We start from the raw sequence: 19,712 nt of genomic DNA, 5'->3' as shown, positions 1-19,712 counted from the left end.
AAATCGAGCCGAAAATTGAGCAAAAAACGTCTTCATTCCCCCGATGAACACCAAAATGAACTAAAATTAAAGCGAAAAACGTCTTCATACCACCCACGAAACCCAAGACTCACAAAAAATTAACCAAAAATCAAATTTCGCCCCAGACCCATACAACGCAACCACACCAACCCACGAAAAACATGATTAAAATCATCAAAAAATAGACATCCTTCTATTTAAGTAGAAAGGGTGTAAAATCATCGTGATGTACTTAATAGCCATTTTCCTACCGCCATTAGCTGTTTTGTTTTGTGGAAAGCCAATTCAAGCGCTCATTAATTTTGGATTATGTTTTTTCTTTTGGATTCCTGCAGTTATTCATGCGATCTTAGTGGTGAAAGATAAAAAAGCGGATGAGCGAATGAAACGCCAAGTAAAGTTAATGAAAAATCTAGAAAAATGACGATGATTTGTTTATTATGCTCAATAATGTGCATCCTTAACAAGGGTGCTTTTATTTTGTGCACCACTCATGTATAATCCATCTGCAAAGCATTTCCAACACAGGTCATAAATTTAACTTATCACAAAAGATAAAATTAATGTAATTTACTTATGTATAATTTTGCGTTATGATTCTCTTTGGAGGAAAGAAGCTTTGATTTTAGCCTTTTCGAATTATAATTAGGGGGAGTACAACAATGGCAAGCAATTTACACAACAGCCGTTCTTCATTCGAAGTAAATGGTAAAAAGTATAACTACTACCGTTTAGCTGCAATCGAAGAAGCAGGCGTAGCGAACGTTTCACGCCTACCATACTCAATTAAAGTATTATTAGAATCAGTATTACGTCAATTCGATAACTATGTAATTAAAGAAGAACACGTAAACAACTTAGCTAAATTTGGTGCTGGTGCAGATCCAGAAGGTGAAGTACCATTCAAACCATCTCGCGTAGTATTACAAGACTTCACTGGGGTTCCAGTAGTAGTTGACTTAGCATCTTTACGTTCAGCTATGAAAGAATTAGGTGGAGATCCAAATAAAATCAACCCAGCTATTCCAGTTGACCTTGTAATTGACCACTCAGTACAAGTTGACAAATACGGTAATGCATCTGCATTACAAGCTAACATGGACCTTGAGTTCGAACGTAACGCAGAACGTTACAACTTCTTAAAATGGGCTCAAACTGCATACGATAACTTCCGTGCTGTACCACCAGCAACTGGTATCGTACACCAAGTTAACTTAGAATATTTAGCTCCAGTTGTTCACGTTAAAGAGAACGCTGACGGCACATTCGAAACATTCCCAGACTCAGTAGTAGGTACTGACTCACATACAACTATGATCAACGGTATCGGTGTTCTTGGTTGGGGTGTTGGTGGTATCGAAGCAGAAGCAGGTATGTTAGGTCAACCTTCATACTTCCCAATTCCAGAAGTTATCGGTGTTAAATTAACTGGTGAACTTCCAAATGGTGCTACTGCTACTGACTTAGCATTAAAAGTAACTCAAGTATTACGTCAACGCGGTGTAGTAGGTAAATTCGTTGAGTTCTTCGGTCCTGGTGTATCTAAATTACCATTAGCTGACCGTGCTACAATCTCTAACATGGCTCCTGAATATGGTGCTACTTGTGGTTTCTTCGCAATTGACGAAGAATCATTAAACTACATGCGTTTAACTGGTCGTGACGAAGAGCACATCGCAGTAGTTGAAAAATACTTAAAAGAAAACAGCTTATTCTTCGATCCAGAATTAGAGCCTGTTTACACTGACGTTTTAGAAATTAAATTAGAAGACATTCAACCAAACCTTTCTGGTCCAAAACGTCCACAAGACTTAATTCCACTTTCAGAAATGAAAGCTCGTTACCATGAAGCAGTTACTGCTCCAATGGGCGTACAAGGTTTCGGTTTAACTGAAGATGAATTCGCTAAAACTTCAACAATTAAATTTGCTGAAGGCGATGTAGAAATGCCTACAGGTGCTGTAGCAATCGCTGCGATCACTTCTTGTACAAATACATCTAACCCATACGTACTTTTAGCTGCTGGTTTAGTTGCGAAAAAAGCAGTTGAAAAAGGTATTAAACCACCAAAATGGGTTAAAACTTCTTTAGCACCAGGTTCTAAAGTTGTAACTGGTTACTTAGAAGATTCAGGTTTACAATCTTACCTTGACCAAATCGGTTTCAACACTGTAGGTTACGGTTGTACAACATGTATCGGTAACTCAGGTCCATTATTACCTGAAATCGAAGAAGCAATTAAAGAAAAAGACTTATTCGTAACTTCAGTTCTTTCTGGTAACCGTAACTTCGAAGGTCGTGTACACCCACTTGTAAAAGCTAACTACTTAGCTTCACCACCATTAGTAGTTGCTTATGCATTAGCTGGTACTGTAGACATCGACCTACAAAAAGATTCTTTAGGTAAAGACAAAGATGGTAACGATGTATTCTTCGCTGACATCTGGCCTTCAACTGAAGAAGTTAACGCAGTATTAAACAAAGTAGTTACTCGTGAACTATTCCAAAAAGAATACGAAACAGTATTTACTGCTAACGAAAAATGGAATGCAATTGAAACATCAACTGATTCTTTATACACATTTGATGAAAAATCAACTTACATTCAAAACCCACCATTCTTCACTGGTCTTTCTAAAGAGCCAGAAGCAATCAAAGGTCTTGATGGCTTACGTGTAATTGCTAAGTTTGGTGACTCAATTACAACTGACCACATTTCTCCAGCTGGTGCAATCGGTAAAGATACTCCAGCAGGTAAATATTTACAAGAAAACGGTGTTGCTATCCGTGACTTCAACTCTTACGGTTCTCGTCGTGGTAACCACGAAGTTATGATGCGCGGTACATTCGCAAACATCCGTATCCGTAACCAAGTTGCTCCAGGTACAGAAGGTGGATTCACTACTTACTGGCCAACTGGTGAAGTTGAATACATTTACGATGCATGTATGAAATACCAAGAAAACGGTACTGGTTTAGTAGTATTAGCTGGTAACGACTACGGTATGGGATCTTCTCGTGACTGGGCTGCAAAAGGTACATTCTTACTAGGTATTAAAACAGTTATCGCACAAAGCTATGAGCGTATCCACCGTTCTAACCTTGTAATGATGGGTGTATTACCACTTCAATTCTTACCAGGTGAAAACGCAGATACTCTAGGCTTAACTGGTAAAGAAGAAATCTCAGTTAACTTAACTGACGATGTAAAACCACGTGATATCTTAACTGTAACTGCTAAATCTGAAGACGGTACAGTGAAAGAATTCCAAGCTCTAGCTCGTTTCGACTCAGAAGTAGAAGTAGACTACTACCGTCACGGTGGTATCCTACAAATGGTACTTCGTAACAAAGCTCAAGAGGCTTAATAGATACGATTAAAAGCAAGTTGACTCGTTCAACTTGCTTTTTTTTTCGTATTTTTGCACATACTAAATAGTATACCTTTACATAAATTACATTATATTTACAGCAAAATATTAGTCTTTTACATATCTTTCTTGTAGAATAGATAATAGATTATGAATCTCTCATAATATTCAAAAAATGGAGGGTAATACTACATGACTTTAAAACGTAAAAAGATCTTCACAGCAACGACTGCAACAACTTTAGTTGCTTCAGCACTACTAGTGACACCAGCATTTGGAGCATCTACGTTCAAAGATGTACCATCCACACATACACAATTTGAAGAAATCTCTTTACTTGCATCACAAGGTGTTATCACTGGTTACCCAGATGGAACGTTCAAACCAGGAGCACCACTTACTCGTGGGCAAGCGGCAAAAATTATTGCAAATGTATTAAAATTAGATGTAAATAATGTGAAAAATCCAAACTTTACAGATGTACCTACTTCTCATCAATATTACGGTCCAATTGCCGCATTAGCACAAGTAAACATTATTGATGGCTATGACGATCAAACGTTTAAAGTAAATGAAACGATTACTCGTGGTCAAGTTGCAAAAATCATTGCAGTATCTCTGAAGCTAGAACCAAAAAATAATGATGCCCTTCCATTTACAGATGTTTCTGAGAGTGACGCACCTTATGTAAAAGCGTTATTAGACAATGGTATTACTAATGTATCTGGCACTACATTCGGAACAAATGATCCAATTACGCGTGGTCAAGCGGCAGCATTTATTGTGCGTGCATTAAATCTAGTTACAAATCCGACGCCAGAACCACAACCAGAACCAGTTGAAAAAGATTTTGAATTAACAATTTTACACAGTAACGATACACATGCACGTGCAGAAAATGCGCCAAAACGTGCAGCAGCTGTGAAAGAATTGCGTGAAGAAAAGGAAAACACGTTATTACTTGATGCAGGGGACGTATTCAGTGGTACGCTGTATTTCAATGAATTCCAAGGTCAAGCAGATTTGAAATTCATGAATTATATGGGTTACGACTTTATGACTTTTGGTAACCATGAATTTGATTTAGGCTCTACCCCAGAAGGACACAAAGCATTAGCCGATTTCATTAAAGCAGCAGAATTCTCCTTCGTATCATCAAATGTGGACTTCTCAGCAGATGATACATTTACTGGTTTATTCAATGATTTAATTTCAAGTGAGCCGGAAAAAGGAAAAATTTATTCTGGTATTGTAAAAGAAATCAATGGAGAAAAAGTCGGTATCTTTGGTTTAACTACGGCAGAAACAGCTGACATCTCTTCACCAGGAAAAGTGAAATTTGAAAACTATATCGAAGAAGCGCAAAAAGCAGTAAAAGCCTTTGAAGATTTAGGTGTGAATAAAGTTATTGCATTAACACATATCGGATATGATGATACTGCTGCAATTGACAACGACCTTGAATTAGCAAAAGCTGTAGAAGGTATTGACGTAATCGTTGGTGGACACAGCCATACGAAATTGGACGAGCCTGTTGTCGTTGATAAAAACGCAAAAGGGGAAAATAAAGACGCAACGGTTATTGTACAAGCATATCAATATAGCGATTTCTTAGGAACACTAGATGTTGCCTTTGACGAAAATGGCGTTGTAGTGGAATATGGTGGTCAGTTAATCGAATTAGCGAAATACGCAGATGATCCAGGTGCGTTAGAAATTTTAAAACCATATAAAGAAAAAGTGGATGCCGTTCAAAACGATGAAATTGGTGTAACTGCTACAGAAGCATTACCAAATCCACGCGTAACGGATGAAGGCAACGAAGAGGGACTAAGTGTTCGTAAAAATGAAACGGCACTAGGAAACTACATTACAGATGGCATGTTAGCAAAAGCGAAAAACTATACGAAAAATGAAGTCATTATGGCGTTCCAAAACGGTGGGGGAATACGTAATAGCATTGGAGAGGGACCAATTACGGTTGGTGAAGTCATTTCTGTTCTACCATTTGGTAATACATTAGCATTGATGGATGTAACGGGTGCGGAGTTAAAAGCAGCATTTGAATTGTCAGTTGGCAAATACCCTGAAGAAAACGGTGGATTCTTACACGTTTCAAAAGGAACAAAAGTGGAATTTGATTCTTCAAAACCAGCTGGAAGCCGTATTGTTAGCATTATGGTTAATGATGTAGCTATTGAAGATGATAAAACATACACAGTCGCAACAAATGCCTTCACTGCAAAAGGTGGAGACGGGTTTGATATGTTTGCAACTGCATATGCAAATGGGAAAGTAACAGATCTTGGTCTTTCAGATTGGGAGAACTTAAGAGAGCATTTACAATCATTAAAAGAAGTAAACGCATCAACAGAAGGTCGCATTGTTGACGTGGCTGCTCAGAAGTAAATAAAAAGACGGATTTACGTATTAACGTAAGTCCGTTTTTATGTATACTTTTTTCAATTGTCATAAAGAATTCAACTTATTTTGTAAATTCTTCAAAATTTTGTTGAAATTAATACATACTGTTAATAAAATAGTAGACATATATATTTAATAGTAGTCATTAATATTATTGGAAAATTATAGGAGGATTCATGAAAAAAAGATATAGTATTTTAGCAAAGATTCGAGACGGACGATATTTTTACTTGAATTTTAATGATCCACAAATACTTGAATGTTTAAAAGAAGTTCCTCCTCCACAAGGTCTCTTAGCCATCGCACAATGGCCAGTATATACACATGCTGAAATTGAGTTTTTCGTAGAATTAATCAATGGCAACATTAGCTATTATCATCTAAAAGATCGAAGCACCGACATCCGCGAAACCGTCTACTTCGACACAACGGAATTAGATTACTAACCAACCAAAAGTCTTAAAGGGCTTTTGGTTTTTGTTTTGAGTAGATGGCGGTGGGGATAGTTGGTAGGTGAGAATTCAACGAACGAATGAGAAGAAAATTTGTTGTGTATACAACAAAAATGGTATCCATCAATCAAATGAAGACAGAAATTTATTGCAAATACAACAAAACGGTATTCATCAAGCAAATGAATACGAAAAAATGTTGTAAATGCAACTAAAAGGGTATTCATTAATCAAATGAATCCGAAAATTTATTGTAAATACAACAAAAAAGGTGTTCATCAAGCATATGAAGACAGAAATTTATTGTAAATACAACAAAAACGGTATTCATCAAGCATATGAATACGAAAAAATATTGTAAATGCAACAAAAATGGTATTCATCAAACTTTTAAAGACAGAAATTTATTGCAAATACAACAAAAACGGTATTCATCAATCAAATGAATCCGAAAATTTGTTGTAAGTACAACAAAAATGGTGTTCATCAAGCATATGAAGACAGAAATTTATTGCAAATACAACAAAAATGGTGTTCATCATGCATATGAAGACGAAAATTTATTGCAAGTACAACAAAAATGGTGTTCATCAAGCATATGAAGACAGAAATTTGTTGCAAGTACAACAAAAACGGTATTAATAACAAGAATGAATCCGAAAATTTGTTGCAAATACAATAAAACAAGGATTCATAAAGTTAATGAAGGTCACCATAATAAAAATCCCAAAAAATACATTAATCCAATGTTTGCAGCTTCCCCCATACCAAAGAGGGCAACACAAAAAACGACGACCCAACCACTGAGTCGCCATTCATCCATCAATTATTAAAATTCAACATTTGCAATTATGCCTTCTTCATCGTGAAGGTCTAACACAATTCGTGCGGACATGGAGTCGCGTTTTAGTTGTTCGTCAATGTATAAACGAATTGCGGTTATAAAATTCACCGTGTTGTACAGATCCATTTGCCCGTTAACATAAGCCTCGGCTGTAAAACCTGCATCGTCATCATACATTAACTCGACTTCAACGTCCTGGGGTTGTACATTTTTAAACTTTGCATGGAATAAGCAAAGTGCATTTACGATTTCTTGTTCTGATAAAATTAATTTCTCCAATTATCCGTTACCTCTTTATCTTTTTTGCGTTTCATCATTTGGTAAATTTTCATACAAATGAACACAATGAAAACAATCGCTGCGGCGTTAATCGCAAAACCTAAAATGTTCCCGATTAGCCCCATGTCAGAGAATAGACTTCCAAATAATAATCCAGCAAGACCCCCGATGAATAAACCTCTCATTAACCCGCCTGAGAAGAATCCACCTTTTTTCGCAGTAGTCGTCATGCCAGTTGTATTTTTATTTGTCGTTGTTGCTTTGTTTACGTTTGTGTCTGCATCATTTTTGTTAATATTATTGTTGTTTGTTGAGCCTGGATTTTGATTGTAGCTTTTCTTACCAGACTTGTACTTTTTAGCTTCTACTGTTTGCACGTCATCTTGAAGAATAACCGTACCAACACTTGTGAATGCTAAAGTAAACGCTAACAAAATTGCAGAGAGTGTTTTTAACTTCATTAATATAACTCCTCCATCCTAGTTGTAACACGTCTATAATTATAACAAAATATGTTGTTTTTAAAAAATAAATACTCTAACATTAGTATGAATATTTACATAGCATTAATACAGTGATAAATATTCCATTTCTAGTTAGATGAAAGGATGAGAAAGTTGCAAGATCCTCGGTTTAAGGTCGCGAATAGGGAAGCGATCATTGGAATCGTGCTCGTGGTAGTGAATTTTGCGATTTGGTACGGGTTTGCTTATGGATTAGGCTCAAAAGACCCTTCTGAATATACGTATATTGCTTCATTTCCTGCATGGTTCTTCTACAGCTGTATAGCTGGAACAATATTCATGATTGTTCTTATTTGGATAACAATCAAATTATTTTTCAAAAATATTCCCTTTGATGATGGGAGAGAAGAACAATGATTCATTGGTCCGTTATTATTCCATTATTTATTTTTCTAATCATTATTTTTGCCATTGGATTTTGGGCAAATAAACAGGTGAGACAAGCCGATTCATTTTTACAAGAATATTTTCTTGGTGGGCGCGAAATGGGGGGCTTTTTACTTGCCATGACCATGATGGCGACCTATGGAAGTGCGTCTAGTTTTATCGGTGGACCCGGTGTTGCCTATAACATGGGGTTAGGCTGGGTATTACTGGCGATGGCACAACTTCCGGCGGGGTATTTTGTCTTAATGATATTGGGGAAAAAATTCGCCATTATCTCCCGTCGATATGAAGCCATTACATTAATAGATTATCTGAAAAAACGGTATGACAGTAATGTGGTTATCATCCTATCAGCCATTAGTATTATTGTATTTTTATTTGCCAGCATGACAGCACAATGGGTTGGGGGCGCTCGGTTAATTGAATCATTAACAGGACTTCGTTACCCAGTGGCATTGCTTATTTTTGCTGTTACAGTATTGGTTTACGTAACAATTGGTGGATTCCGGGCTGTAGCGTTAACCGATGCAATGCAAGGAACTGTCATGATTATCGGTACAGTTATCCTGCTAATCGGTACTATCATTGCTGGTGGGGGAATTGAAAACATCATGACCTCATTAGCTGAAGAAAATCCGCAAATGTTAACACCATTCGGTTCAGACGGTTCATTAACACCGCTATATGTATCTACTTTCTGGATCCTAATTGGTTTAGGAGTTGTTGGGTTACCTCAAATCGCAGTACGTGCAATGAGTTATAAAAATTCTCAAAGCTTACACCGTGCGATTTTGATTGGCACTATTGGTATAGGGACAATCATGTTTGGTATGCACTTAATTGGTGTGTTGGCAAGACCCGTTTTGCCAGGCATTGAAGTAGGGGATAAAGTGATGCCGTTATTAACATTGGAAGTATTACCGCCAATTTTAGCGGGTATTGTGTTAGCAGCTCCAATGGCGGCGATTATGTCTACAGTAAATGCATTGCTCATTCTTGTAAGTTCAACATTTGTAAAAGATATTTATTTACATTTTATCAATCCGAATGCTTCAGAAAAACAAATCAAATCGCGAAGCTTTTGGGTGACGACAATTATTGGACTAGCTGTTGTCTTTTTCGCATTAAAACCACCTGAATTTTTAATTTGGTTGAATTTGTTTGCATTTGGTGGTTTGGAGTCGGCCTTTTTATGGTCAGTAGTTTTAGGTTTGTATTGGAAAAAAGCGAACAAATACGGGTCCGTGGCATCTATGATTACAGGATTAACCCTCTATATTTTAATTGATCGCCTGTCACCACATATTTTTGGCATGCATACTGTTACACTCCCTATACTAGTATCATTTGTAGTGTTTGTAGTAGTAAGTTTAGCCACACAAAGAAGGGCTAGTTAATTTTTCTAATTTTCATTATAATAGAGGTAGTGAAATTGGGGATTTTCTAGTTAGAAATGACCAAAAATGGAATAGGGGGGTCATTTCAAAATGACAAAAAACGCAACAAAGCAATATAACGGAATCGTATTATTAACAGGGTATTTACAACGTTTATTTGTAGCAGAAACAATCTATCAACGAGTTGGGGAACACTTTGACCAAGAGCGTTTGGCTACAATACATAATCTATTAGATGAAACGTACAAAGTGATCCCGGTATTTGAACAAACACATTCATTAACGGAAACGCAAAAAGTCCAGCTTCAAGTAGTAACGGAACAAGTGGAACAATTAATGCAAAGTTATTTTAAACCAATGGCCGTTTCCTTTACTTATAAATTAGCAATAGTAGGATCTTCTCTTTATGCGGAACAAAAGGTAAATGCCGGCATTATTCGTTTAGGTGAAATTTTCAAGGTAGAAGTAAATACAGATTTCCATCGAAGAGTGCAATTCTACGAGCAACGTACAAAAATGATTGACTATTTAGTAGGCATGTTGCATGAAAAGAAAGAAATCGAAGAACAATTTAAGAAACCAGTAGATCCTTGGTTTGATGATGTGATGAGAAATAAGGACTTTATTTTATCGGATATTAAGCAAATTGGGGAATTGATTGGGTTTTAGTACGGGGAGAAATCCTCGTACTTTTTTTGTGAAGAAAAAATGCCCTCTTCAGTAAGAGAGCATTGAAATTATATTAATAAAACACTTTTTCCACGTTATACTTCGCTTTAAAACGGTTAATTGCGTATGTTTCGTAAATTTCGCGTTCCATTGGGTCTTCTATTTCGTACACTTCGATTTTGTAAATTTCATCGCGGTGATTTTTCATTGGAGACACGTTATCTTCAAAATGTTTTTTAATACGTTGGCGGATTTTACGGGCTTTTCCGACAAATAACACTTCGTTGGCTTTATTGTAAAATAAGAAAATCCCGCCTTTTTCACGAGTGATCTTATGGAAATCAATAAATCCAAAGTAAGGTTTAATCGGAACCTCGCCTTCTTTTAGTTCTTGTTGTCTTTGATAAATAACCACATCTGGTTTTGGCATTTCAATTTTAATCAACTACATTCACGTCCTTCATTTGTATAGAATATCATGCTACCATATTTGCCAATGAATTGCTAGAGTTCTACGATTTGCATGATGGAGCAAATTTTATAATAGTATCAACACATTTTCACTATATTATCCAAAAATACTTTCAAAACTCTCCTGATAAAATCCTCAAATTCCCCTGACAATTTTTTAACTTTCCATGTCTCTATTTTCCTTATTAAACGATATATACCATACAAAAGAGGGGAGTGGGAGCATTAGCAAGTTTTCGAAATAAAGGATACCAGACAAGTCTTCTTTCAAGACATGAAGCAAAATCAGCTATAGGAACAAAAATCGGAGAGGTGGATATTATGAGTAAAATTATTCGAGCTGAAAAAAATGAAAATTATACAGTGTTGGATCAAGGGTTCTTAAAGGACAGAAGATTAAGTTGGAAAGCAAAAGGGATTCTTGCTCATATGTTGTCGAAGCCAGATGATTGGTATTTTCGAATTGATGAACTAATGAAACATGCTACAGACGGTGATAGATCTTTTCGCTCAGGTCTTAATGAGTTAAAAAATTATGGGTATGTGGAAAGGTTTCCAGTCTATGTTGATCATAAAATTGTCAAGTGGGAGACAATTGTTTATGAAGTACCACCAAAACTACTTTTAGAAAAGGTCCAAGAAGGTAACCACAATCCAACTTCCATTGATCAAGGGAACGCAGCGTTACTAAATACTGACTTTAAACTAAATACTGAATTACAAAATACTGATAAAAAAGATATTGTCGAGTTCTCCATTCCGTACAAAGAGATTATCAATTTCTTGAACGAAAAAGCAGGGACAAGTTATCGCCATAACTCAAAGAACACACGAAAGTTAATTAAAGCACGTTTCCAAGAAGGATTTACGGAAGACGATTTTCAAACGGTTATTATCAAAAAGGTGGTTAGTTGGCAAGATGATCCGAAAATGAGCAAGTTTCTCCGTCCAGAAACACTGTTCGGCACAAAATTTGAATCGTACCTAAATGAAAAAGTAGGTGAACAACATGCGAAATATAGCGGAAATCAAACTACCGCACAATTTACAGATGGCATACACTTCTAAGTTTTGTGGTCAGCATCAATGCCAGTACATGCTAATAAACAACAAAGAACTTTGTACGGTTTGTGAAACGGAAAAGCTAACGCAACAATTGGAACGGGAAGTGGCCAATGAACTTATAGCACGACAAACTCTTGCAAAATATAACATGCTGTACAAACAAAGTATTTTGCAAGATAAAACGTTGTTAGATGCGGGATTTAAAAATTATATCGTGACCGACCGTGAAGAGACGGCCAATAAAGAACGTGCACTCAATGCGTTAAAACAATTTCGAAAAGGGGAGGTGTTTAACATTTGGTTTACTGGCAATACAGGTGTGGGGAAGTCCCATTTAGCTATGGCGCTTTTGAGAAGTTTGAATGAATTTGACCGTCACGTGACATGTTTATTTGCTGATGTGGATGAAATGTTACGTCGCATTCGGGATAGCTTTCAAAACCGAGAAAACAAGTTCACCGAGAAATATGTGACGGATTTACTTACCAGTGTTGATTACCTTGTGTTGGATGATTTAGGGGCTGAAACAGGGGATATCGATACGGAAAAACGGGCATCTGATTACACAAGCCGGATTTTAAGAGGAATTATCAATGCGCGGCAAAATAAAAGCACCATCATCACAACGAATTTAAATCGCACAAAACTTGAAGCAATGTATGACCGAAAATTAGTGTCACGCATGATGAAAAATACGTATTTGATTCATTTTGCTGAAACGAAGGATAAACGCATTCGAAATATCGAGTTTTAGGAGGAGAACTTGATGAATGAAGTGTACATTTTAGATATGCTTGTGTTGAATGGGTTGAATTATCACAAGTATAAGTCGCAACATTTTGAAGAGGCATTTGGGTTTTGGATGGAGCAATTGCAGCGGGTGAAAGGGTTTAGGACTATGGATGAGGCGTGTGAGTATTTTCTAGATTGGGGAGGTGGGGCTGAAACTTCTCCCAATATTTTCCGTCATATTTCTAAACAATTGGAGATTATGACATGAAATTAAACATGCTGAGCGCTTTGTACGCAATAATGATTTTTGTCCCATTAGAACTGATGTTGAATGTATATAGAATTGCGCGGATTACGCATTTAGAAGTTGGTACGGTCAATGTTTTGACAGGTATCATCATAATTGCTGATGTAATTTGCGGTTCAATACTACTTTACTACCTTACGAAGAAATGGCAGACGAATTATTGGACCGCTCTTCTTTGGTTCCCATATTTCGTGCTTTTCATATATTTTTTCGCAAAACTATTTCCAATTACGGATGGTGGGGATTCACCTAATCCAGTTACAGGTCTATTAGGGCTTGGAGGAGTAATTGTATATCCCTTTTATATTTTAGTACTTACTGGGTTCGCACGAGGTAATCGAGATTAGTTTGTTATGGTAGTTATCGGGGGAAGTTCTAACAAGATTTATGATTTTTTGAATGTTGAGCTGGATGAATTGCCCAAAGGTGAAATTTTACCGGAACATCTATCGCCAAATCAAAAATTTGTGGTAATAGCCGAAGTTATCGATGAAGTTGGTATAACGTTGAGGGCTGCCATTCGAGTGGAAATTGATTATGGTGATAATACGAAAACGATATATTGGAATTACGATGAAAGCTCCCTAAATATCAGAGGATAGACAACGAAAGTATCTTTATCAATGACCATTCATAAAATCTCTTTTATTAAGATATAAACCAATGGAAAAAGGTTCTGTAATGGGAGGAAAATCGAATGCAGTATTAGTACTGTCGCTTTATCGGGTAGGGAAAGCCTTGTTCCATGTGTATTTATTAGATAACATCATATTAAAAAAGGAGAATTATGAACTCGATTGACAATAAAAGAAAATTAACACCAGACTTAGCTCGCGGGTATATGTTGTTGTTCATTGCTTTAGCCCATGGAAATCAATTTCTCTTTTCAACTGATCGAGATATTACAATAACTGATTAAATAACTGTGTTTCTGCGGCAAGTGTTTATTGACGGAAGAGCTTTCCCCCTGTTTGCGATTCTTTTTGGATATGGACTCCACCAATTATTTAAAAGTCATGAAAGAAAGGGAATCCCTTGGAAAGACACGAAACGAATTTTTAGACGTCGGGGAGCATGGATGTTATTAATCGGTTTTCTCCATGCAACCTTACTTTTGGCAGATATTATTGGGGCATACGGATTAATCGCTCTACTATTTGCCGGTCTATTTGTTCGATTATCTAATAAAAGTATAATTGTTATAGCGATATTACTTCTTATCGTTGTTGGAGCTCTCGGGACGGCGGTGCCAAGAGGGTTTGATACATTAAATATGGAAATGACGTCGACTACAAAGATGGCGGACCCGATTGATGCGGCCATAAGTCGAATGTTTGAGTGGATGTTTTATACTCCATTCTTAAGTTTTCAACTAATTCCAGGGGTCCTAATTGGCATGTTAGTTGCACGTTTTCAATTCATTGATTATCCACAAAAACATAGGAAATACCTTATCAACGCTGCACTATTAGGATTGTTCATCTCAACAGCAGGTGCGATTCCTATGGCACTCATGTCCTCTTTATTCTGGACATCTTACAGTGAGATATGGGAATTATCAGCAAAAGCTCTTCATACTTTCTCTGGTTTTGCAGGAGGAGTGGGTTGGACAGCGTTGATAGGATTAATGGCCATTAAGTTGGAACAAAAAAGAGGTACCGTTACTAAGGCAATAGTAGCACTTGGACAACGCTCATTGAGTTTTTATATCTTTCAATCTTTTTTATTTGTTCTCATTTTAGCCCCTTATGCTGGCGGTCTTGGTGGACACATTAGCCAGTTGGGAAGCGATGTGGTTTCGGTATTCGTTTGGGTTGTTTCAGTTATCATTGCCAATATACTGCATAAAAGATCGATTAGAGGTCCGTTTGAGACATTATTGAGAAAAAAATCTACACTTTGAGGCGCAATCTATGAAGAGATTGTGCTTTTTTGCAAATTAAGGAAACTTTTTCTATCACTTCTCCGTATTAAAGAAAAAGCATAATAGGGGAAATGAATTTTGGCAAAATTGCTTGGATTTTTTAATCGATGTTATATAAAACTACAACATTTAGGATTGCTATTTTCTTTAGTTTTAATAGAAATTATTATGATTTCGGACTTTTCGTTTTTATTAATAGTACCAGAAATTGCTCCGGTGCTTTTACCGATGCTTGTCATCATTTATTTTTGGCGAAAGTTTAAAAAGAAAAAAGAGCTTAATAGAGTGACATAGGAGGAGAAATTTTTGATTCAATCTATTATTTTCGATATGGATGGCACGTTATTTCAAACAAATAAAATTTTAGAATGTTCGCTAGAAGATACGTTTAATCATTTACGGGCACTCCAGCATTGGGATAGTAGCACACCAATTGAGAAATATCGTGAAATTATGGGTGTCCCATTACCGAAAGTGTGGGAAACTTTGTTGCCCCAGCAGTCAAAAGAAGTTAGGGAACTGGCGGATGCATACTTCTTAGAAAGGTTAATAGACAATATTAAAAATAGAAAGGGGGCTTTATATCCCCATGTGACAGAAGTATTTAGTTTTTTAAAAGAACAAAATTGTTCTATTTATATAGCAAGTAATGGCTTGGTAGATTACTTAAATGCGATCGTGAGTACATATCAATTAGATCAATGGGTAACAGAAACCTTTAGTATTGAACAAATTGACTCGTTGAATAAATCCGATTTAGTTGGGAAAATTGTGGAGAAATACGGAATTACGAATGGCGCAGTTGTGGGGGATCGACTTTCGGATTTCCAGGCAGCAAAAGATAATGGCTTAGTTGCAATCGGATGTAACTTTGACTTTGCCAAAGAAGAGGAACTTGCAAAAGCTGATTTTATGATGGATGATTTCCTACAGTTGAAGGGGATTTTGGCTGAATTGTAATTTTGCAGAAGAACGATGAAACTGATATCGCTCTTATGAAGACGAGAAAATGTTGCAATTGCAATAAAAACTGGTATTCATTAATGGGATGAAGACGAATATGCGCTCGGAAATCAGTAAAAATGGTCTTCATAGCACTAATGAGACGAAAAAATGTTATAAACTCAATAAAACTCGTATTCAAACAATAAGAACTAACTACAAAGGAGCAATTCAAATGCAAATCTATCAAGCAACATTGGAAGATTTAGAAGGAGTAGCAAATTTATTTAATTTATACCGAGTGTTTTACGAACAAAAGTCGGATATAGAGGGTGCCAGAGCATACATAATGGAACGTCTGGAAAACAAGGATTCTGTAATTTTCGTTGTAAAAAACAATCAGCAATATGTAGCTTTTACGCAACTGTACCCAACATTCTCATCCATTTCGATGAAAAGAGCTTGGATCCTGAACGATTTGTATGTACATGTGGAATCCCGAAAACAAGGAATTGGTGAAATGCTTTTACAAAAAGTAAAGGAATACGGTATTCAAACCGGTGCAAAAAGTATTACTTTAAGTACAGCGCCAGATAACTATTCTGCCCAAAGATTATATGAACGAAATGGCTATGTAAGAGATACGCAATTTTATCAATATGAATTGAGTTTAGTATAAACTATTCGGTTAAACCGAGTAGTTTTTTAATATAAAAAAACTCGTAAAAAGAACGAGTTTTTAGTAAGTTAACATAATACTATTATGCGTTGTGGTGTTGTTTGCGCGGGAATACTTCTTGTCGTAATAGTATATAGGACAATCAGATCTCGATTGCCAGGGTATAACGAAAATGGCTGGCCATTCGTTAATCGAATTCTCGTATTTGGAGATAAATTTAATTTTAAATCTCCATCACTGCTAAGCAATTGATTATTGAAATAGTCTACTTTTACATTTTGTTGGGGATTTTCTTTTACCATAACGATCGCTGGGTATTGGGGAGGGTAAATGAGAATCGCTGGTAAATCGCCATTGTAATATCCCGTCACCCGATCCCCAACTCTAACAATTTCGTGGTCCACAAAATAGGTTGTAGGGGACACAACGAAATTGACAATTGCCCCCATTTCGTTTTGCAAGGTATACATTTTCGTGCAACCTTCACCATTTTGCCCTGTAAAGAAATCATTAATCGCTGTTACAGTTCCATGAAATGAATAAAAATTTGTCATACCATTCCTCCAAGATGTACTAAATGTCCTCACATTATATGTACAAACGTGACAAATGGATAATTCGAATGAAAAGCCATTACAAAGTAAACATTACACTTTGTTAATGGCTTTTTTCATCGTCAGGCTTCATCCACTCTTGAGACCAGGTTTCGATAGTTTTTAAAACGGGTTCCAAAGACTTTCCTTTTTCTGTTAAAGAGTATTCAATAACGACGGGCGTTTCAGGAATAACCTCGCGTTTAATCAAGTCTTGATGCTCTAATTCTTTTAAACGATCCGATAATACTTTGCCGCTTATGCCAATTGCCGATTGAATCTCACTGAATCGTTGTGGACCTGGTAATAATTGATAAATCACTAATGCGTTCCATCTTTGACTTAATATTGCAATGGCTTTTTCAAATTTTGGGCAAATTGTTGGTTGTTTCATAGGATTTCCTACACCTCACTTACTTCTATAATACCATAGAAAAATAAATAAGTTGCAAAATAGAATTTAGTTACTTGACAAAAATAAGTTACATAAATAAACTAGGTTACATAAAGTAAGTAATAACTGAGGATGAAAAATAAATGAACAGCAACGAAATAGGGAAACTTATTTAAGAGTAGTTTTGAGACTTACATTTTTTTAATGAAATTTGAATCCAAGGAGGCATTTCAAATACAGGATACAAACTGGATCTTGTACTACTTGCCATGCTGATTTATTTCATTTTCGAATTTAATCAAAAATTTCTTTTAACGAAAAATTAGGAGGGTCAAAATGGGATTCCACACAAAACCAACTACATTTATCGGGCACGTGAAAGTAAAAGTGACTGATTTACAACGGGCCATAAAATTTTATCGAGATATTCTAGGTTTTAAAATTTTAGAACAAACTGCTACAACCGTAGAGCTAACAACAGATGGTAAAACAAGTTTTTTGTCGCTAGAACAACCGGATAATGTCATTACGAAACAAGGAAGAACAACTGGGCTTTATCATTTTGCGATTCTTTTACCTGAAAAATCAGATTTAGCAAATATCGTTGTTCACTTAGTGGAAAACGGCATTCGCTTCGGTTCATCGGATCACCTAGTCAGTGAAGCATTATATCTCCACGACCCAGATGGCAATGAAATCGAAATTTATATCGACCGTGATCCTTCCGAATGGACTTGGGAAGGCGAAGAAGTAGAGATGACTATCGATCCGTTAAACTTTGAACGTTTACTAACGAATGTTACACCAAGTAAATGGAGAGGAATGCCGGAAAACACCGTTATGGGGCATATTCATTTACATGTTGCGGAATTAGAAAAAACAGAGGAATTTTATGTGAAAGGGCTTGGATTTGATGTGGTGAACCGTTTCCGCGGGCAGGCGCTTTTCCTTTCTTCTAATAAATATCATCACCACATCGGTGTGAATGTGTGGAATGGGGTTGGTGCACCAAGACCTCCGAAAAATAGTGTCGGTCTGGTTTATTACACACTGGTGTACGCAGATGAGGAAGCACGCCAACAAGTCATTGAAAACTTAGAGAAACTCGGCTTCCAAGTTACAGAAGATAATTATCAACTAACAACGGAAGACCCTTCAGGAAATGTGATTGTACTAACTGTTTAGGAGGACACAATGAGTGGCTTTGAAATAGGGATTTACACCTTGGCAGACATAGGACCAGATCCGTTTACAGGTCATAGGGTTAGTGCCAAACAACGATTAGATGACATCATAAAGGCTGCAAAACTCGCAGATGAAGCCGGTCTTGATGTTTTTGGGGTAGGTGAGCATCATCGATTAGATTATGCTGTTTCATCCCCAGCCGTTGTGTTGGCAGCGATTGCGAGAGAGACAAACCAGATTAAGCTAACGAGTGCCACGAGTGTGTTAAGTACACTGGATCCCGTACGTCTATTTGAAGATTTTGCGACATTGGATCTACTTTCAAACGGTCGAGCTGAGATATTAGCGGGTCGTGGTGCCTTTATCGAATCATTCCCTCTGTTTGGGTATAGCACGAACGATTATGATGAACTCTTTACTGAACATATGGAGTTACTTTTACAACTTAATCAACAGGATACCGTTACGTGGTCAGGGAAGTATCGTTCTTCATTAAAGGATGCCGAAATTTCTCCACGACCATTGGAACAACTTCCACTATGGATTGGTGTGGGTGGTACTCCTGAGAGCGCAATACGTGCTGGGAAATTTGGAGTCGGGATGGCTTTAGCAATATTAGGTGGCGACCCGAATCGTTTCAAACCCCTTGTGGATTTGTACCGACAAGCAGGTATTGAAGCAGGGCATTCGCCACAAAGCTTGAAAGTGGGGGTCACAGGTCATACGTATATTGCTGAGACAACGCAACAAGCGAAAGATGAGTTTTATCCGTATTATTCGAATTATTGGCACTATGTCAATCGTCAACGTGGCTTTGCTACGAGAATGTCAAAAGCAGATTTTGAACAAATGGCTAGTCCAGAAACCGCATTATTCGTAGGAAGTCCAGAACAAATAGTTGAAAAAGTGTTACACCAGCACGAATTATTTGGCCATACACGTTTTTTAGCGCAAGTTGATATTGGAGGTTTACCTTTTGAAAAGGTAGCGAAAAATATTGAGTTATTGGCAACGAAAGTAGTGCCACAAATTCAAAAAGTATTACTTTAGGA

At 36.8% G+C, this 19,712-nt stretch carries 25 protein-coding genes; 20 read left to right on the top strand and 5 right to left on the bottom strand.

Annotated elements, in window-relative coordinates:
- The first annotated feature begins 244 nt into the window (after positions 1–244).
- From NKR20_RS09295 to NKR20_RS09275, 5 genes are all read left to right on the top strand, one after another.
- Positions 245–445, top strand: coding sequence for a YqaE/Pmp3 family membrane protein (locus tag NKR20_RS09295; RefSeq protein ID WP_253425850.1), 201 nt, complete (start codon positions 245–247; stop codon positions 443–445).
- Between the two features lie 238 nt (positions 446–683).
- Positions 684–3,389, top strand: coding sequence for an aconitate hydratase AcnA (acnA, locus tag NKR20_RS09290; RefSeq protein WP_121214401.1), 2,706 nt, complete (start codon positions 684–686; stop codon positions 3,387–3,389).
- Positions 3,390–3,584: 195 nt separating this feature from the next.
- Entirely contained in the window at positions 3,585–5,801 is a 2,217-nt protein-coding gene (locus NKR20_RS09285; protein WP_253425848.1) for a 5'-nucleotidase C-terminal domain-containing protein, read from the top strand.
- Between the two features lie 191 nt (positions 5,802–5,992).
- Positions 5,993–6,262, top strand: a complete 270-nt coding sequence (locus tag NKR20_RS09280) for a hypothetical protein (protein ID WP_121214399.1) — start codon at positions 5,993–5,995, stop codon at positions 6,260–6,262.
- A gap of 67 nt (positions 6,263–6,329) precedes the next feature.
- Positions 6,330–6,473: a hypothetical protein gene (locus tag NKR20_RS09275; RefSeq protein WP_253425831.1), complete on the top strand. Its 144-nt coding sequence runs from the start codon at positions 6,330–6,332 to the stop codon at positions 6,471–6,473.
- A 624-nt stretch (positions 6,474–7,097) separates the two neighbouring features.
- Here the strand turns inward: NKR20_RS09275 and NKR20_RS09270 are convergent.
- Positions 7,098–7,391: a YxcD family protein gene (locus NKR20_RS09270; RefSeq protein WP_253425828.1), complete on the bottom strand. Its 294-nt coding sequence runs from the start codon at positions 7,389–7,391 to the stop codon at positions 7,098–7,100.
- Entirely contained in the window at positions 7,379–7,852 is a 474-nt protein-coding gene (locus tag NKR20_RS09265; protein ID WP_253425825.1) for a hypothetical protein, read from the bottom strand. The genes NKR20_RS09270 and NKR20_RS09265 overlap by 13 nt, the downstream gene beginning before the upstream one ends.
- A gap of 147 nt (positions 7,853–7,999) precedes the next feature.
- Here NKR20_RS09265 and NKR20_RS09260 point away from each other — a divergent pair, with 147 nt between their 5' ends.
- The 3 genes from NKR20_RS09260 (at position 8,000) to NKR20_RS09250 (ending at position 10,368) form a co-directional block, all read left to right on the top strand.
- A complete protein-coding gene (locus NKR20_RS09260; RefSeq protein ID WP_170148414.1) occupies positions 8,000–8,272 on the top strand; it encodes a YhdT family protein in 273 nt (90 codons plus the stop codon).
- A complete protein-coding gene (gene panF / locus NKR20_RS09255) occupies positions 8,272–9,699 on the top strand; it encodes a sodium/pantothenate symporter (protein WP_211330881.1) in 1,428 nt (475 codons plus the stop codon). Before NKR20_RS09260 ends, panF begins: the two co-directional genes overlap by 1 nt.
- A 90-nt stretch (positions 9,700–9,789) precedes the next feature.
- On the top strand, positions 9,790–10,368 hold the full coding sequence (locus tag NKR20_RS09250) for a transcriptional regulator (RefSeq protein WP_253425822.1): 579 nt from the start codon (positions 9,790–9,792) through the stop codon (positions 10,366–10,368).
- A 73-nt stretch (positions 10,369–10,441) separates the two neighbouring features.
- Here the strand turns inward: NKR20_RS09250 and NKR20_RS09245 are convergent, their stop codons facing one another.
- The gene (locus NKR20_RS09245; RefSeq protein ID WP_121214393.1) at positions 10,442–10,813 is read right to left on the bottom strand and encodes a nucleotide excision repair endonuclease; all 372 of its coding nucleotides are present in this window, start codon (positions 10,811–10,813) and stop codon (positions 10,442–10,444) included.
- Between the two features lie 347 nt (positions 10,814–11,160).
- On the opposite strand from NKR20_RS09245, the gene NKR20_RS09240 reads away from it, so the two are divergent.
- From NKR20_RS09240 to NKR20_RS09200, 10 genes are all read left to right on the top strand, one after another.
- On the top strand, positions 11,161–11,907 hold the full coding sequence (locus NKR20_RS09240; RefSeq protein ID WP_253425819.1) for a conserved phage C-terminal domain-containing protein: 747 nt from the start codon (positions 11,161–11,163) through the stop codon (positions 11,905–11,907).
- A complete protein-coding gene (locus tag NKR20_RS09235) occupies positions 11,891–12,658 on the top strand; it encodes an ATP-binding protein (protein ID WP_253425816.1) in 768 nt (255 codons plus the stop codon). Before NKR20_RS09240 ends, NKR20_RS09235 begins: the two co-directional genes overlap by 17 nt.
- 12 nt (positions 12,659–12,670) lie before the next feature.
- Entirely contained in the window at positions 12,671–12,904 is a 234-nt protein-coding gene (locus NKR20_RS09230) for a hypothetical protein (RefSeq protein WP_253425800.1), read from the top strand.
- Positions 12,901–13,290 (top strand): hypothetical protein, encoded by a 390-nt coding sequence (locus NKR20_RS09225; protein WP_253425796.1) that lies wholly within the window; start codon positions 12,901–12,903, stop codon positions 13,288–13,290. The genes NKR20_RS09230 and NKR20_RS09225 overlap by 4 nt, the downstream gene beginning before the upstream one ends.
- Before the next feature lie 6 nt (positions 13,291–13,296).
- Positions 13,297–13,545 (top strand): DUF5412 family protein, encoded by a 249-nt coding sequence (locus NKR20_RS09220; protein ID WP_121214388.1) that lies wholly within the window; start codon positions 13,297–13,299, stop codon positions 13,543–13,545.
- A 185-nt stretch (positions 13,546–13,730) separates the two neighbouring features.
- Positions 13,731–13,862, top strand: coding sequence for a hypothetical protein (locus NKR20_RS19445; protein ID WP_301285910.1), 132 nt, complete (start codon positions 13,731–13,733; stop codon positions 13,860–13,862).
- A gap of 195 nt (positions 13,863–14,057) precedes the next feature.
- Entirely contained in the window at positions 14,058–14,846 is a 789-nt protein-coding gene (locus tag NKR20_RS09215) for a DUF418 domain-containing protein (protein WP_253425793.1), read from the top strand.
- A gap of 99 nt (positions 14,847–14,945) precedes the next feature.
- The gene (locus NKR20_RS09210) at positions 14,946–15,161 is read left to right on the top strand and encodes a hypothetical protein (protein ID WP_253425790.1); all 216 of its coding nucleotides are present in this window, start codon (positions 14,946–14,948) and stop codon (positions 15,159–15,161) included.
- Between the two features lie 12 nt (positions 15,162–15,173).
- Positions 15,174–15,827, top strand: a complete 654-nt coding sequence (locus NKR20_RS09205) for an HAD hydrolase-like protein (RefSeq protein WP_253425787.1) — start codon at positions 15,174–15,176, stop codon at positions 15,825–15,827.
- A 217-nt stretch (positions 15,828–16,044) separates the two neighbouring features.
- The gene (locus tag NKR20_RS09200) at positions 16,045–16,488 is read left to right on the top strand and encodes a GNAT family N-acetyltransferase (RefSeq protein ID WP_253425784.1); all 444 of its coding nucleotides are present in this window, start codon (positions 16,045–16,047) and stop codon (positions 16,486–16,488) included.
- Positions 16,489–16,556: 68 nt separating this feature from the next.
- Here NKR20_RS09200 and NKR20_RS09195 read toward each other — a convergent pair whose 3' ends face one another.
- Both NKR20_RS09195 and NKR20_RS09190 read right to left on the bottom strand, forming a co-directional pair.
- Entirely contained in the window at positions 16,557–17,042 is a 486-nt protein-coding gene (locus NKR20_RS09195; RefSeq protein WP_253425781.1) for a hypothetical protein, read from the bottom strand.
- A gap of 103 nt (positions 17,043–17,145) precedes the next feature.
- On the bottom strand, positions 17,146–17,475 hold the full coding sequence (locus NKR20_RS09190) for a winged helix-turn-helix transcriptional regulator (RefSeq protein WP_253425778.1): 330 nt from the start codon (positions 17,473–17,475) through the stop codon (positions 17,146–17,148).
- Positions 17,476–17,811: 336 nt separating this feature from the next.
- Between NKR20_RS09190 and NKR20_RS09185 the strand changes: the two genes are divergently transcribed.
- Both NKR20_RS09185 and NKR20_RS09180 read left to right on the top strand, forming a co-directional pair.
- Positions 17,812–18,660: a VOC family protein gene (locus NKR20_RS09185; protein ID WP_253425775.1), complete on the top strand. Its 849-nt coding sequence runs from the start codon at positions 17,812–17,814 to the stop codon at positions 18,658–18,660.
- 9 nt (positions 18,661–18,669) lie between these two features.
- The gene (locus NKR20_RS09180; RefSeq protein ID WP_253425772.1) at positions 18,670–19,710 is read left to right on the top strand and encodes an LLM class flavin-dependent oxidoreductase; all 1,041 of its coding nucleotides are present in this window, start codon (positions 18,670–18,672) and stop codon (positions 19,708–19,710) included.
- Positions 19,711–19,712 lie beyond the last annotated feature (2 nt).

It is taken from the genome of Ureibacillus endophyticus (genome assembly GCF_024159215.1).
GTDB classification, from domain to species: Bacteria; Bacillota; Bacilli; order Bacillales_A; family Planococcaceae; genus Ureibacillus; species Ureibacillus endophyticus.
Note: the sequence above shows the minus strand (reverse complement) of the source record. Positions and strands in the feature narration are given on the sequence as shown.